The sequence below is a fragment of the Candidatus Melainabacteria bacterium genome (genome assembly GCA_003963305.1).
Taxonomy (GTDB): domain Bacteria; phylum Cyanobacteriota; class Vampirovibrionia; order Obscuribacterales; family Obscuribacteraceae; genus PALSA-1081.
The window spans coordinates 128856-144242 of the sequence record RXJR01000024.1; the positions used below are offsets into that span (position 1 = coordinate 128856).

Sequence of the window (15387 nt, forward strand, 5' to 3'; positions counted from 1 at the left end):
GGCGATTGTGACCGGCAGCTAAGAGGAATAGCCTGCATTTCAGAGGCATTCTGTAATAGAATTGCGTGGTCTTTCCAACTCGATGTATATACAAAATGCCAGACAAATTCGCTGTCGGAGTCGATTTTGGCGGAACCAAAATTTCAGCAGGCGTGGTCAGCTTAGAGACCGGACGCCTGGTGAGCGCCGCCAAGAAAAAAACTCGTCAAGTCCAGGAAGAAACCGACGTGGTCAAGAGAATCATCTCAGTGATCGATGATTGCTTGAATGACGCCAACGTCGATATGAAGAAAGTGGTTGGCATCGGCGTTGGTGCCGCCGGCATGGTCAACAGACAGAAAGGTATTCTTTTGGCAGCCGTCAATATAGGTGCCAATGATTTACCGCTGACTGAGCCGCTCTCCAAGTACTACGGCGTTCCGAGCAAGTTAGGAAACGATGTTGAAGTGGCTACTCTCGGAGAACTGACTTTCGGGGCCGGACAAGGCTGCGACGATTTCGTCTGCATTTTTGTTGGCACTGGTATCGGATCTGGTATCGTTCGAAATGGCAAGATCATTCGCGGTGCTACCGGCACTGCCGGCGAAATAGGGCACATGATCTTGTTTCCAGACGGCAAACAATGCGGTTGCGGCGCCTTCGGCTGCCTGGAGGCTTACGCATCACGTACGGCTGTCGCCAAGAACATTCTTGTCGATTTACAACGTGGACTTGATTCGTCCATCCGAGACAAAGTCGATATGCAAAAAGGAATTTTGCGTTCAAAAGCAATTTCTCAGGCAATTCAAGCAGGTGACGAACTTGTCACCCGTGCGGTCGTAGACTGCGCCCAGTTCATGGGAGTAGGGCTGGCTAGCGTCGTCAATTTCTACAATCCACAGCGAATCATTCTTGGTGGCGGGCTGGTAGAGGCTGTCGACTTGTATTTAGAAGTTGCAGAGAAAGAAGCAAAACGACGCTGTTTGAAAATTCCTTCCAAAAAACTTGAAGTAGTGAAGGCCGATCTCGGCGACTATGCAGGCATCATCGGCGCTGCACTGCTTTGCGCAAACTGATACGCTTCGACATGAGGATGCGCGGAGTCATGCACGAGGTTTGTTTGGTCAGTGCAAAACCAGGCAGTTGAAACTCCTTCTCAGCCCAATGCTGCGCGCAACTGGTCTCGCAACGACTATGTGGCGCTAATGGCCATCTGCGCGGCAGCAGCCATGGTTGTTCTGCCGGGACTCGGCACTTTTGGCATTATCGATCCCAGTGATGGACTCTACGCAGAAGGCGCGCGCGAAATGATGGAGTTGAAAAACTACATCACACCTCATTTCAACTATCTGCCCTTCTACGAAAAACCAATCTTGCTCTACTGGATGATGATCGCGTCCTATTCGATTTTTGGGGTTCAGGAGTGGGCGGCGCGGCTGCCCTCGGCGCTTTGCGCCATCAGCACGTGCGGGGTCGTATTCGCGCTCTCGCGATTTTTCATTGCCCGCAATGCGGCTGTTTATTCCGCGCTGATCCTGATCTCTTGCCCGCTCTTTGCGGCAGTTGGTATGCTTGCGCTCACCGACATGCCTCTTTGCTTTTTCCTCACCACGACAATGCTCATATTCCTGCGAAGATTGAGCGGCGACAATTCGAAATTGATCTGGGCCGGTTATGTCAGCCTGGGATGCGCAGTTCTTACCAAGGGACCTCTGCCGATAGCGCTGACAGTCATGGTCTTCGCAGTCTATCTCTTGCTTATTAGCGGTGACAATTTAAAGAAACCAGCCTGGTATTGGCAAAAATTTCAACAATTAGAACCCGCCATAGGCATTCCGATCGTGCTGATTATTGCGCTGCCCTGGTTCGTCATAGAGAGCGTAGTCACCAACGGTGAATTTTTTCAGGAGTTCTTCATCAGACAGAACCTCGGGCGATTAGGAGGAATGGTCAATCATGTAATGCCATTCTGGTTTTACTTTCCAGTCTTGCTGGTCGGAACCATTCCATGGGTGGCATTTCAATTCCTCGTGCCCGAGATGCTAAGAAAGCTCCTGGAGAGGAGATCAATTGCTTTTCCGGCAAACGCACTGGCGCTCTTCTGTCTTTGCTGGAGCGTCGTAGTCTTTGTTTTTCTGACCATAGTCAAAACCAAGCTTGCCACCTACATACTACCGGTGGTACCACCAATTGCTCTGACCGTGGGTATACTTTTCGACCGCTGGGAATTGGTAAAACCGCGCACACGCTTGTTTTCCGCTGGTGCTTTGATGGCATCGCTGCTTTTCATCGGCGCCGGAATACTGCCTATGATTTCCGATCATCTGCCGCAAAAACTTACAGATGGACGAATTACACTTCTGGAAATCGGCGCGGTGCTACTGGCGATCGGATGGATTGAATTCAGCTATAGAATCTGGCGCGACCAGATCAATCAAGCCTTCAAAACGGTACTCTCATTTTCAGTTGCAGCTATGGCAATAATCATTCCGACCGCCATCTCGGTCGTCGACAAAGAAGACGATCAGCCCCTTCGTCAACTCATATTTCAAGCACGAGATGCCCATGCCCGCCTTTCCGTCTTCGCGAGAACCTGTACAGCGGCGCCTTTCTATCTAAGGGAAAGTGTACCGATGATAACGAACGAACAAGAATATCAAGCCTTTGTACACGATAGCGACCGACCACACTGGATACTCGCAAGCAAAGATGTGGTGCCGCAGTTACTTGTTCACCCGGGCGAAATCAAACTGGTCGGAAAGAAAGGCAAGTGGTCGATGTTCTCGTTGCAGTGATACTGAATACGGTTGCACTCGAATAATCAAACCTCTTTGAGCGCCATGGCTCACTGTCGCGCTCACTATAGCGCTCACTGTTGAGCTAGCGCTACTAATTCATTGCCGCCATGAACCCCAAACTAGTTTTGGCGAGAATACTTATTCATAGCGATATAATTTCAAACCATGTCTACCAAAGGAATTCCCGCCATGCCAAAGTACAGCAAATTGTCTAAAGAGAACGCCGCCGTGTTGCTCATCGACCACCAGGCAGGGCTGCTATCTTTAGTGCGAGACTTTCAACCTGATGAGTTCAAAAATAATGTCCTGGCGTTAGCTGATATTGCTAAGTTTTTCAATTTGCCAACCATTCTGACAACAAGCTTTGATCAGGGACCAAACGGTCCAATCGTGCCAGAACTGAAGGCGATGTTCCCAGATGCCCCCTACATCGCCAGACCCGGGCAGATAAACTGCTGGGACAACGCCGATTTCGTTGACGCGGTAAAGAAAACCGGTCGCAAGCAATTGATCATGGCGGGCGTTGTCACTGACGTTTGCGTTGCATTTCCGGCGCTGTCAGCGCTTGAAGAAGGATTCGAAGTTTTCGTCGTCACCGACGCATCAGGTACATTCAACACGACGGTCAGAGATGCAGCATGGAGCCGCATGACGGCTAATGGTGCTCAACTGATGAATTGGTTCAGCGTTGCATGTGAATTGCATAGAGACTGGCGCAATGACATCGAAGGACTCGGCAACTTGCTTTCAAATCATCTGCCCGCATACGCGAACCTGATGCAAAGCTTCGGCACAAAAAAATAGAACGTGCCAAACAAATTCGCGACAAATTCGCGACAAATTCGAGACAAATTCGAGACAAGGTCCAGACAGGATTCGAGAAGGGGTCAAGCAGGCTTAAACCGGCTGCCCTGGCTGGTGCCGCGCCGCGCCATTTCTTTGTCGATCAGATCCATCGTGTGACGCTTATCAAAGCACCACTCCGGACCAATTACGTCCTTGCGCGAACCTTCAGCGACAAGTCGCATAATCACCTGATTTGGTGGCAACATTTCCAGAGCATCGCAAACCATCTGCACATATTTCTCTTCTTCGAGGAACTTCAGCTTGCCGCGCTCTAACTCGCTTTCCAGAGGTGTTCCTTTGTAGACGCATAGCTGGTGAATTTTCACACCGTCTACGGGCGAATTGGCAATCTTCTGAACTGTCTCGAACATCTCTTCTTCAGTTTCGCCCGGAAGTCCAAAAATCAAATGTGTTGCTACTTTCAGGTTGCGCTTCTTAGCTCGCTCAAGGGCATCGAAAAACTCTTCTGAAGTATGACCTCGATTGATAAGGTCAAGGGTTCGGTTGTGAATCGACTGCAAACCCACTTCCAACCAGACAAAGGTTTTTCTGTCGTATTCCGCCAACAGATCAAGGATGTTGTCAGGCATGCAATCGGGTCGAGTGCCGATACACAATCCAACAACGTCCTCGAACTCGAAGCAAACATCGTAAAGACTGCGCAACACTCCTTCTGGTGCGTAAGTGTTTGTGAAGGCCTGGAAGTAACCGAGAAATTTTTTCGCCTTGTATCGCCCGATAATGCGCTCTATTCCCGTACTCAGCTGTTCCCTGACATTGAGGGTCTGGTCGATCGTTGGCGCGCCCGACCCCTTCTCGTCACAGAACGTACAACCGCCAAAAGCACGAACACCGTCGCGATTGGGGCAAGTAAAGCCTGCGTCGATAGGCACTCGATAAACTCGCGTTCCGAAATATTCCTTCAAGTAATTATTGAAAGTTCGATATCTTGGCGAGTCGGTTTCGATGACTTCAGTGTCGAGTAACGTGTTCATAGGCGCAATGGGACGTCGTTAGCTGGAAATATGGAATGGAAAACCTCAATACTACTACGAGTTGCCAGTAATAAGTAATGAAGCACTTCGAGTTGACACCATTTAGTGCGTTTTGTTATTCTGGCTTACCGATGCTGTCTGCGTCTTAGACTATGCCCCCATCGTCTAGAGGCCTAGGACACCTCCCTTTCACGGAGGTAACGGGGATTCGAATTCCCCTGGGGGTAAATTTTTCAGGCATTTGATGCCTTGCACCTTGAAGACCTCCATCCAACCCTCGCTGCGGTTGATGAGCTAGTCGTATACAATTTAAGCGTGACGACACAGGTGCGCTAAATGGAACCGGAGAGCAAGCCAATCAGACTTGGCGAATTGCTCACAAGAGTTGGCTTATTGCGCTCACATGAGTTGACAGAAGCCATCCAAATCGCTGGTGAAACGGGCTTGCCCATTGGGCGCGTCTTGATTATGTCTGGTTACCTGACCGATCAAGAGCTGCAGGCAGCGGTACAGGCACAGTCTTTTATCAAAGACAAAGTGATTGACATGGATCTGGCAGTCAATGCGCTGCAAAAGGTCTCACAAGATGACCTGACTTTCGAGCAAGCGCTTCGCCAGTTGGGCTTTACAGTTAAACCATCCCATCAGACTGCCAAGCTGGGTGAACTGGTTATCGGTGCTGAACTGGTCACTCAGGCACAGTTGAATGAAGCTTTGCGCACTAGTCAAGAAACGGGACTGCCGTTAGGGCGGGTACTCGTACTCACTCAAGCCCTGAACGACGAAATGTTATCAGCAGCTTTGACCGCGCAGGTTCTCGTGCGCGACGGCAAAATTTCCCGAGACCAGGCAATTCAAGGACTTAAATCGGCAAAACGACGTCGCGTCACGCTTGAAGTGTCGCTCATGGATCACGGATTCTATCGACCACCTGTGCGCCAGTCAGTAAAACTTGGTGAGCTGCTGGTGTTGTCGGGGCTGGTAAATGAGGGCGATTTGATGAACGCACTCGAACTCGGGCTACTCAGGGAACAACCGATCGGGCAGGTGCTTGTAGAGTCCGGATACATTACAAAGGAAATACTCTCAGCATCACTGAAATTACAGCAGATGGTGACTAACGGAACGTTGAATGCCCTGCAAGCCTCGGAAGCGATTCGCCAGGTGGCAACTCGTGGCGTGTCGATGGCACAAGCGGTTGCTGAACTCGGCTTGCTCAAATTCGAAGCCAACGAGACCATTAAACTGGGCGAAATCTTGACGGTATCAGGCGTAATCACTGATGAAGATATCAAAAAAGCGATCGATCTCAGTTCGCGGAACTCTGCACTGGTAGGCAAAATGCTGCTCGTGACCGGTATGATTGACGAACAGATGTTGCACGCCTCACTGCGCTGTCAATTTCTTTTGAGAGAAGGCTTTCTTCAAATGGAACAAGCCAAACAAGCGCTATTGCACTGTCAGCGAAACCGCTGCAACTTCGACGATGCGCTGCGAGAATTGGGTTTTGAAACCAACACTCGCTCGAATGATGTTCTCGATATAGCTGACGCCCCGCACGAATTCTAGATAACAGAATTTAGCGCTAAATAACCAGAGTTTCGAGTTGGTCGTGCACAGCCACTGGACCGGCGACCACGCGTACTCCCTTCAACAATGCGTCCGGAACATCGAACTTATTGACTTTGCCACCGGCGGCTTCGATTATTGCAATTGCGCCAAAGCAATCCCAGGACCACATGTGTGGTTCGACATGTCCGAGCAGCCTACCGCAGGCGACATATACCAGAGAAAGAGCACCCGATCCACTTCGGAAAAACATGCCTTTACCATCTAAAAGTTTAGTCAGCGAATCGAAGAGGAACTCTCGCGGCGACCTGCTGGAAAAGCCGATGCTGACAAGACCGGCGGTAAAATCAGTACCGGCATTTGGCGAGACCGGCTCACCATTGACGGTGGCAGGAAAGTCTCTGCCGCCCGAAAATAATTCGTCCATAGGTGGGTTATAGATCAATCCAAACTCAATAACCCCATCGAGAACGTAGGCAATTGAAATGCACCAATTCGGCATGCTGAAAAGGAACGGCTGAGTTCCGTCTATCGGGTCTACAACCCAGACGCCGCGCGCCGTATCGAGGGCAGTGGCACCGGTCTCCTCTCCAAAAAATGCGTCGTCGGGAAAATGTGTATTAAAACGCTCCTTGATCAGAAGCTCCGTGTTCAGATCTGCTTCACTGACCAGGTCATGTGAACCTTTGCTTTTGACAGTCAGCGAGGAAAGCTTTTTGAAGTATCCGTTCGCAAGCTCTCCAGCCTCACGGATAACTGCTTGAGCAACTTCGAAGCGCTTTCGCAAATGCTCGACTCTATTAAAAGTAGCTGTGGATGAAGTCACGATAGGTCCCCTGAAAGAAGACCAGATTTTAACAGAGTTGCCGCTCCCCCCTGGCGAACTGTTGAAAAATAATTCGCCCTGCCAAATTTCTGCCAAACGATTTGATTATCTTCTTGTTGTCGATGGATTTCGCAGTTCGACAAACCAACTCAACTTACCAGCAGGTGATCAGCATGAACAATTCAGAAAATTCTTTAGTCAAACATGTTGTACACGAAGGAAACATCTATATCGTCGACTTCAACGCACCTGCAGCGGTGTGGACCTATGCCATGCCTTTAGCGCTCTGGGCTGCCAGACAAAACCAGCAATGCCGCAATCAATTTCCTTCTTTCCACGCTGATTCAGAAAGCCGATAGAAAATATATTGCCTCACCTCATAAAGTCTGTCACGAAACTTCTGAAAGGATCATGGAAGCTCAATTTTTGCGCTGGTTGCGGTACGACAGCTGCTGTATCGACGGGAAATTTTCCAGCGAAATCGGCAATGACGGAATCAATCGAACCTTCCTGTAGATTCGCGAATGGCAGCAGGAACTGTTTGTCCACAGGATCCGAAAGGTAATAGCTCGCTGTCGAAACAAGCGGTAGTCTAGCGGACTCCGCCGCATCGAGAACCTCTTCAGCGCTGCAGTCAGCCTTGAACGTAACGATCAGATTTGTACCACTGTCTTCTGTAGCAATTGATATGCGCTGCGCAAAATGCTTCATCAAAGCAATCACAAGTTGCTGGCGACGATGAGACAGCAAGCGCTGATTCTTTCTCAAAGCCCGCTCGTACAGACCGCGTTCGAGGAAATGAGTGAGAACTTGCTGCTCGAGAAAGTTGACATCGCGCTCGAGCATTTCTTTGTATTTAGTGACGAGCGGCATCCAACTGTCGGGAAAGACTGCAAAGCTGATTCTCGTAACGGGCAGAAGAACTCTCCAGAACGAGGCAAGATAGACAACGACCCCGTGATCATCAAGTCCCTGAATCGCAGGTACAGGGCGATTCCGACGATGCCAGTACTCGCTGTCATAGCCATCTTCAATAATTGCAGTGTTCGAACGAGCAGCCCACTTGAGCAGCTGCCGACGCTTCTCGAGGCTCATCGTTGCGCCTGTCGGATTCTGATGGGCCGGAGTGACGTAAACGAATTTGGCGTTTTTCTCACTATGGACAAGCTGGTGAACATCGATTCCGTCATTCTCAACGCCAATCGCTTCGATCTGCGCGCCATAAGCAGCGAAGACATTTCGAGCATGCTTGAAGCCGGGATCCTCCATAAAAATGGAGTCGCCTCGATCAATCACTAATCGCGCAATAAATTCAAGCGCCGAAGTTGGTCCAGAAAAAACCACCACATTTGACGGCTTGCATCGTGTCGAGCGAAATCTATTTACATACTTGCTTATCGCCTCCCGCAACGGTTCATGCCCGAGCGGATCGCTCTCACCATCATGCCTGGATTCCTTAATGACTTCGATCATGATACGGCGCCATTGTTCAAGAGGTGTCAAATCTTCCTGAGGCGATGAAACCTGCGATTCAGGGAATCGATAGTTACGGTCTGAGAAAAGCAAAGAGCGCCCGAACCCAGAAAGCAGGTTCTCGGACACGACAGCCCCCGACTCAGGCGGAGGCGAAAAATCGCAGTCAGCATCCTTATCTACAACAGAATCAGCTTGCGAACTTTCTCTGCAAAAGACACGTAGACTCTGATCTCCTGAATCTAAATAGCCTTGCGTCACCAACAATTTTGTCGATTTCAAAACCGTATGACGCGAGACTCCGAGCTTTCTCGCCAGATCGCGCGTTGAAGGCAAAACCTGACCGCCCTCCAATCGCCCGTCCAAAATAGCATCACGCAAAATCTCGTAAAGCTCGATAAACAGCGGTTTTTCCGAAACACCGAGGACAATCGGAATATCAGCAAAAGAAGTTTTCAACTCAATCACCTTTTCCAACTTGAACAACTGATTTTCAAATCCAAATTACTTATCAGCGCAGGAATTTGTCTGGAATTTCCTGTGACAAAATCGGGTAAAAACTTTTCAAAATCAGGCTTGAAATTCACCAATCATTCCTCTCCGGCTTTCTATGCCTGCTTGCCACCAGTTGCTTTCTGCAAGAGGGATTCAACCATGTCGCCAGGTTTGAAATCGAGAGCAGAGAACGGAACGTATGCGAGCATCACCATAAAAGCTGTGTACACAATGGGTTCCCACGCGCTTGACGGGTCGTAACTTCCCATCTCTTGCAGCCAGTGAATGCGCGTGCACATGCACAATAAGATAATGCACCACCAGAAGCGCCAGAGAACAAGGTCGATAAGAGCATTGACCCAGTTGGAAAAAACTGGACGAAAGAGCGTTCCTGCGCCCTCCGGCCAGGCGAACATAGCAGCAGCAATCGGACCAAGCAAAAACAGGTAGCAGACTGCAACCAGTTGATATGTGGTCAGCACCATAAGTCCGGTGTTAAGAAGAGCCTGCACGCCTCCAAACACAGCGCGGGTCGTGGAATCAGCCGTAGACTCGCTCTTGTTGCGAGCTGATACCTGAGCCGGAGTCATGTTTTTGGTCGGATTCATCAAATCTTGTGACCACTGACTCACCGTTTGAAGATCGATTTCTTGCTTCACAGCATCAGTCATAGAATTGCCGAAATCGATGGAATAGCTTACGACCAGTTGCACCGTTCCCAGTAAAAATATCGCCACGATGGAACGGAGAATGCCTTCAAATGGCTGCCACGTAGATGCCATAGCGGACGCAAAAGGTGCAGACACGTAATTTTTGGTCTGAGTTATAACCGCTCCCACAAGCAAAAGGAGAACTCCCAGCGGAAGAAAAAACGCTTTGTACATTTGCTGGACAATCCAGACTGACTGCGACAACGTGCGCTGCGTATCAGTGCCTCTCGCGGGAGTGGCGACAATTTCGTTGGCGACGTTGATTAGTGGACTGGAAGTAGCATTGAGATTAGCCTGAAAAGCAGAAGCAGCGGCACCGTTGGCGGCATCAGCTGTCTGCTGCGCGGTACCCTGATATGTTGCCTGAGTTGTCTGGATATTAGGATTAAGCAATTGCTCTGCGGTTCGCTGCGTTGCCGTCAATCGCGCCGCCTGATCCACCAGGTCACTGGCAGGAGCACCAGTCATCAGTGGCATGCCCGAAAAAGTGTTGACGTTCTGAGTATTCGAAATCGGATTATTAGGCAGAATATGCATATAAAAGTGTTCGCCGACTGGTGGTCCGAAGTGACTGAGCATCGGATTAGAATCGATTGTGAATTCCTTCTGCATGAAAGGCTGTGGTATCACGCCCGGCAGCACTTGCTGCGCTGTAGCGGAGAACGCTGGTGTCGTCACAGAAGGGGCTCTGCCTGAAGGGCGAGTTCCTGCTTGATTAGGCATCTGGTAGGTTGCCGGCTGATCGGCGCCCAGCTCAACGGAGAAGGGCTGCATCAAATCGGAGATGCCGAGGTGCGGCAGCATTTGATAGAAATTCTGCTTGATTCCGAAGAAAGAATTGCTCTGAGGCAACGTAAATGAAACTGCCCCTGCTTTACCCGTTAAGTTGTTACTGATAGCGGCTGGCGCACCTGCAGTAAAGGATGCACCGACAAGTAAACACAAGGCGAAAAGAGAGTCAATTCTATGTATTCGGTTCATTTTTCTGCCCTGAGAATGTATTTCGAAAGAATGCCGTAACATCAGGTGAGGTCGAAGGTGAGGCGCTCGATGTATCAGCAATTAGCCAGTGGTGGCAATGCGATACCATGATCGTGTTCGGCGGCGAAAAACATTACACTCTCCAGGCTTTCATTTTGAGAACTGCGCGGCTTCAAGCCACTGGTATTGTGCAGCATGTCGAAGCGTGGAGCTGACGTAGAAGCGTCTGACATACGTCTAAAGAACTCACGGATTGACTCAGAATTATTCATTGCAGTTTCCTCAAATCAAATCCTCGAACGAGGATCAGGAGTTAGTAAAAGCCAGACATGGTGAGCTGAAGGGCATTTATTCGCTGGCAATGAAAGATTAGCTGGGACGACGTTACAGCCACCGGACAAAATTGTAACTAAATTGGGTAAACGAAAATTCCGTGCTCAAAGCAGCCTTGCTTACTTCGTGTTGCGCCATTTAAAATCACCCTCTCTTCTTCGTTGCCTCATCTAAAATCCACCCTCTCTTCTTCGTTGCCTCATCTAAAATCCAACTCCTTACTTGAAGGTAATTAATTAGATGACAAACGATGCCCACCAGCTGGCACTCAGGCCGCATCGAATTAATTACATCGAAGTAAGGGGCTTGAAAGTTCCATATCGCCAAGAAGCAGGCGCAGTAGGGTTTTCAGAACAGAAACGTAGCATTACCGACTTTGACGATGGCTGCGAGGGTCATAGGCTGGCTGTTACGAAGAACAAGCGAGAAAAACGCATATAGAAAGGACTCGGGGCAAGCTTACACAAAAAACACACAAATCGTTCCGTTGCTGTTCCTCCAGCGCTTGCTAGATTTCATGCACCGCACGAGTCCATTCTGGGAGATTGAAATGACTTCTAGCGCTCGCTCTATAAGCAAAGCTTTCAAACTGGCTCTGGTAGCCTGTCTATTCATAAGCATAAAAACAGCATCAGCAGCTCCTGGCGCCCCCGCCAATCCAAATATCGGTCATGCATCGCTAAATACGATGGCTGATCAATACTTGCAACAGTATCCTGAAGCGAAGTTCTTGCGAGATGCAGACCTACGTGATGCCAACAACAATGCGATCCCAGGCATTGTTACTCCTGCGGCGATCCCCGGTGCGGGTCCGTTAGGCACAATGTTTCCACCTACGCCGGCAGCAGCAATGAACTTTCCGACTCCCAGCAGAATGGAAGCTGCCATGATCACAGCCGGGCTCACGCAGATGGGCGGATTCAGTGGGCAACAACCGTCAGACCTGAAAACCTATCTCGGTCAAATGGTATCAGGCAGCTTCATGGCTCGCTCACTGCAATACCCGCCCAACGTTGCTAACCAGGCTCGTGCGCAAGCGATCGGACAGTCGCAGGCGATGACGAACGCCATGGGCGACATGTCCAAATCGCAGGCAGCAAGTGCGATTGGATACTGCTCCAGCTTTCTGCAGAACTTTACTAGCGACGACAGCAACAGATGGAACAAAATTCGCAACGGCTTGTTCGTTCCAATAGCTGTTCTACTGCTACTCCCAGGCGCTATCCTCACCCAGGTAAGAGCCATGGCTGTTGCCGGTAACCCAGTGTTATCCGACCCTTCAAAAGGCGATGTCAATCCGTTCGAAGGAATTTTACGTGCGGTTGTGGCAATTTTCTTGATTCCAGCAACTTACCTTGTTATTAACTACGGCATCGACTTTTCTAATTCCGTTGTCGATTCAATCGCATCGACTTACCAGACCATCATGGGCTCGAACATGTATCAAGATGCGCTTGGAACACAAGTGAACGCATTTCCGGTTCGCACTCCAAAGCAAAATCAGAACGCAGGTTTTGCCAAAGAATGGCCGCAAACGGCTATTACAGATCCAAAATCATTCGAACAGAACTTGATCAGAAATCTCGATCCTGTCACCGGTCAACCTATACCCGGCAAAACTGACGAAGCGATGCCATCGGCAGCCGTAGCCGCTCGCCAGCTCTCGTTTGGCGCCAACGCTGGTCTGACGGCGGCATGGAACATTCTCTGCGCCTTCCAGATGGCATATCTCGGCTACCTCTTTTTCGTTGGACCAATTGCAGCGGCACTCTGGGTGTGGCCAATGGCAAACTTCCGCAGTGCCTTTCCAAACTGGATTGAAGGCGTAATTACACTCTGCTTCTGGAGTCTCTTCTGGAACACTACCATCTTGCTGATGGCATGCTTCAAAGGCTCTGACGAAAGCACCACAATGATTACTACTGCTCTGAATTTCCTGGCCACGTCATCCGTCAAATTCGCGTTCGATTTCGCCAGCCTGGTCAAAGCGGCGGGACAAGAAGCCGGTTCCAAGGCACTGGCTGGGAACCAGGGCGGCGGCGGCAAGGGCGGTGGTGCCGGCGGAAAAGGAGCGCAAGGAAAGGCCGGCGCAGGCATGGACGCGGCGCATAAAAATGCGGGGGCGCTAGCACATCAACCGATGGGAGCAACGCACGGAGCAGCCCCAGCATCCGATGCATCGCACGCCGAACAAGCAACGGTACAGCCCTCAGGCTTGAGCTCCGCTCCATCGCAAGGTGGGTTCGAGCCAGGCGCTACCCCTTCCTCCACCGACAGTTCAACAGAAACAAGCAATGCCTCTTATTTCGCAGCACCGCAACTGCCACCACTGGCACTAGCACCGCGCCAGGAAGCCAACTCGATCAGAACTGAAAACACATCCCTGGGCAATTTTACAGTCAGCCGCAGTTTCAATGAAAATGGAGAGCCAGTAGATGTTCTGAGAACGGCTACTGGAGAAGACATCGGTACACTTCCATCCGACCCGTCTCTTCCCGCACATTTGAACTACGACGGTCAACAAATCGACGTTGCACGCGTAAACACAGCGGAAGGCACCAGATTCACATTGAGCAGCCCATCTGACCCTGGTCATTCTTTCACAGCCATGATGCCACCCGCCAGCGCTTTCCAACCAGAAGCTGTTTTGGGCGGAATGCTGAACGGCAGCGGCAATAGAGCAGAAGATTCAATCGCGCTTCGCTCAAACTGCGGCACGCTACTTCTAGAAGATGGCGGCAACACCATTCTCGTACCATCGAGCGATCAAAACGGATACGACTCCTTCACGTTGCAGCCAGGTGCTTCGGAAGGAACATTCTTGAGCGAAGGACGAGCAGTTACAATATCATCCCTCAACCCTGGAGACCCATCGAATCCAGACCGAGCGGTTTCTCTGCGCGCCGCAAATGGCGCACTAGAGTCGTTCAACATCAGAATGACAGGCGACGGGGCGTACAACATCGCGCATAGCATCAATGGACAAAACGCCGGCAGCAGCTACGTTTCAACAGACGGACAGAACACCTATTACGCAAAATACGACGCCAACGGTGTGCTCACCGACATGGATCAGATCAATGGCAATCAAATCAACAGCACGCTTTACTCCGATGACTCCACTGTGCTTGGTTCCGTCAGTACAACCTACGAAGCTAACGGCAATTCCGAATCGCTCTACTATCAGCCAGACGGCACACTCGCAGCCAGTGCCACGCACATGTACAAACCAGAAGGTGGCTTCATCGACACAGTACGCAACGCTCAGGGCGAAGTAGTTAGCGTGCAGAACGTCGGTCCGAACCAGTACTACGGCAGCGCATATGCACCAGCCAGCAGTTATCAAACGGATGCGAGTTATCAAACAAACGCAAGCTATCAATCAGCTGCGGGTTCCGAACCAGCCAACGTAATGCAACAATACAGTTCCGCAGCTTCGACAACTCACAACTATAACGACGACTCACAGACCGTTGTCGCCGAAACGTCCGCCATGGCTAATCAAGCCGCCGCATTATTGCATCGAGACGCGCAATCGGCAATCGCGCACCAGAGCGCCTCTTCCGCACCAGCACCGGCACTTGCTCCGGCCCTGGCACCGGCGGCACCAGTCCGCGCTCGCGACGCTGCCGATGTGCACGCAGCAGCGGCGACTGCGGCATCGGCAGCAGCAAACGCTGCAACCAGCAATCAAAATGCAAACATGCGCAGCTTCAGAACCATTTCTGCCATCCTCGCAGGAACTACGCCTGCTGCAGTGGCTCGAAACAATAGCCAGAGCATAGATAGCAATGGCACCGGAAGAACCAGTGGCGAAAAAGTTTCAGCCCCGACAGTTGATGTTCAGGAGCAATATGCAGCAGCAGCCATGGCTGCACAACATGCTACCTATGCGAGGGAGCAGCTTAACTCAAACAGCCAGGTGCTAAGCGTTTCATCCACACCAAACAACACCAACGTCAATCCCATTTTGAGAAGTAGCTCCTATCCCGAACATGCACGGGAAAAAACTTCCGCCAACAACGCTTCGAACTACGAAATTCTCAATTCGCTGCTGCAGATTGGTCACTTTCAGCAGGCCCGATTAATCATCCCGATCATTCATCAAGAAATCGCTAAACAGCACATCACAAATGACACCCGACAAATGGTCAACGCCTACGTTCGATTGTTGCAGCAATACAACATGAATGACGAGGCGAAGTTGATTCAGAGCACAATCGGTCAGCCAGCCAGCGCAACGCTCTAAGAATAAACTGGAAACAGTTGTGCACTCTTGAATGGCTGTGTGGTCTCCACACATTGGCCACAAAAAACGTGCATTCTCTAGATAGCCCAATTCAAATCTCTTACCATCACAATGCAACGGCGCTCGCCAGGCG

11 protein-coding genes and 1 tRNA gene are annotated in these 15387 nt (G+C 50.5%); 7 read left to right on the forward strand and 5 right to left on the reverse strand.

Annotated features, from left to right (window positions below):
- Positions 1 to 95: 95 nt before the first annotated feature.
- From EKK48_23430 to EKK48_23440, 3 genes are all read left to right on the forward strand, one after another.
- Positions 96 to 1055, forward strand: a complete 960-nt coding sequence (locus EKK48_23430; protein RTL37640.1) for an ROK family protein — start codon at positions 96 to 98, stop codon at positions 1053 to 1055.
- A gap of 51 nt (positions 1056 to 1106) precedes the next feature.
- Positions 1107 to 2774, forward strand: a complete 1668-nt coding sequence (locus EKK48_23435; protein RTL37641.1) for a glycosyltransferase family 39 protein — start codon at positions 1107 to 1109, stop codon at positions 2772 to 2774.
- Positions 2775 to 2966: 192 nt separating this feature from the next.
- Positions 2967 to 3581 (forward strand): hydrolase, encoded by a 615-nt coding sequence (locus EKK48_23440; GenBank protein ID RTL37642.1) that lies wholly within the window; start codon positions 2967 to 2969, stop codon positions 3579 to 3581.
- 83 nt (positions 3582 to 3664) lie between these two features.
- Here EKK48_23440 and EKK48_23445 read toward each other — a convergent pair whose 3' ends face one another.
- Complete coding sequence (locus tag EKK48_23445) at positions 3665 to 4618, reverse strand: TIGR01212 family radical SAM protein (GenBank protein RTL37643.1); 954 nt, start codon at positions 4616 to 4618, stop codon at positions 3665 to 3667.
- Positions 4619 to 4772: 154 nt separating this feature from the next.
- Here EKK48_23445 and EKK48_23450 point away from each other — a divergent pair.
- Both EKK48_23450 and EKK48_23455 read left to right on the forward strand, forming a co-directional pair.
- A tRNA-Glu gene (locus tag EKK48_23450) sits at positions 4773 to 4845 on the forward strand.
- A gap of 109 nt (positions 4846 to 4954) precedes the next feature.
- Positions 4955 to 6187: a hypothetical protein gene (locus tag EKK48_23455; GenBank protein ID RTL37644.1), complete on the forward strand. Its 1233-nt coding sequence runs from the start codon at positions 4955 to 4957 to the stop codon at positions 6185 to 6187.
- Between the two features lie 16 nt (positions 6188 to 6203).
- Here the strand turns inward: EKK48_23455 and EKK48_23460 are convergent, their stop codons facing one another.
- Positions 6204 to 7109 carry an inositol monophosphatase gene (locus EKK48_23460; protein RTL37645.1) on the reverse strand — a complete coding sequence of 302 codons (906 nt, stop codon included), beginning with the start codon at positions 7107 to 7109 and terminating at the stop codon, positions 6204 to 6206.
- Positions 7110 to 7186: 77 nt separating this feature from the next.
- On the opposite strand from EKK48_23460, the gene EKK48_23465 reads away from it, so the two are divergent.
- Positions 7187 to 7372, forward strand: a complete 186-nt coding sequence (locus EKK48_23465) for a hypothetical protein (protein RTL37646.1) — start codon at positions 7187 to 7189, stop codon at positions 7370 to 7372.
- 13 nt (positions 7373 to 7385) lie between these two features.
- Here EKK48_23465 and EKK48_23470 read toward each other — a convergent pair whose 3' ends face one another.
- From EKK48_23470 to EKK48_23480, 3 genes are all read right to left on the reverse strand, one after another.
- Positions 7386 to 8972, reverse strand: a complete 1587-nt coding sequence (locus tag EKK48_23470; GenBank protein ID RTL37647.1) for a PLP-dependent aminotransferase family protein — start codon at positions 8970 to 8972, stop codon at positions 7386 to 7388.
- Positions 8973 to 9094: 122 nt separating this feature from the next.
- Positions 9095 to 10672 carry a hypothetical protein gene (locus EKK48_23475; GenBank protein ID RTL37648.1) on the reverse strand — a complete coding sequence of 526 codons (1578 nt, stop codon included), beginning with the start codon at positions 10670 to 10672 and terminating at the stop codon, positions 9095 to 9097.
- 74 nt (positions 10673 to 10746) lie between these two features.
- Positions 10747 to 10944, reverse strand: coding sequence for a hypothetical protein (locus tag EKK48_23480; GenBank protein RTL37649.1), 198 nt, complete (start codon positions 10942 to 10944; stop codon positions 10747 to 10749).
- A gap of 611 nt (positions 10945 to 11555) precedes the next feature.
- Between EKK48_23480 and EKK48_23485 the strand changes: the two genes are divergently transcribed.
- A complete protein-coding gene (locus tag EKK48_23485; protein ID RTL37650.1) occupies positions 11556 to 15254 on the forward strand; it encodes a hypothetical protein in 3699 nt (1232 codons plus the stop codon).
- Positions 15255 to 15387 lie beyond the last annotated feature (133 nt).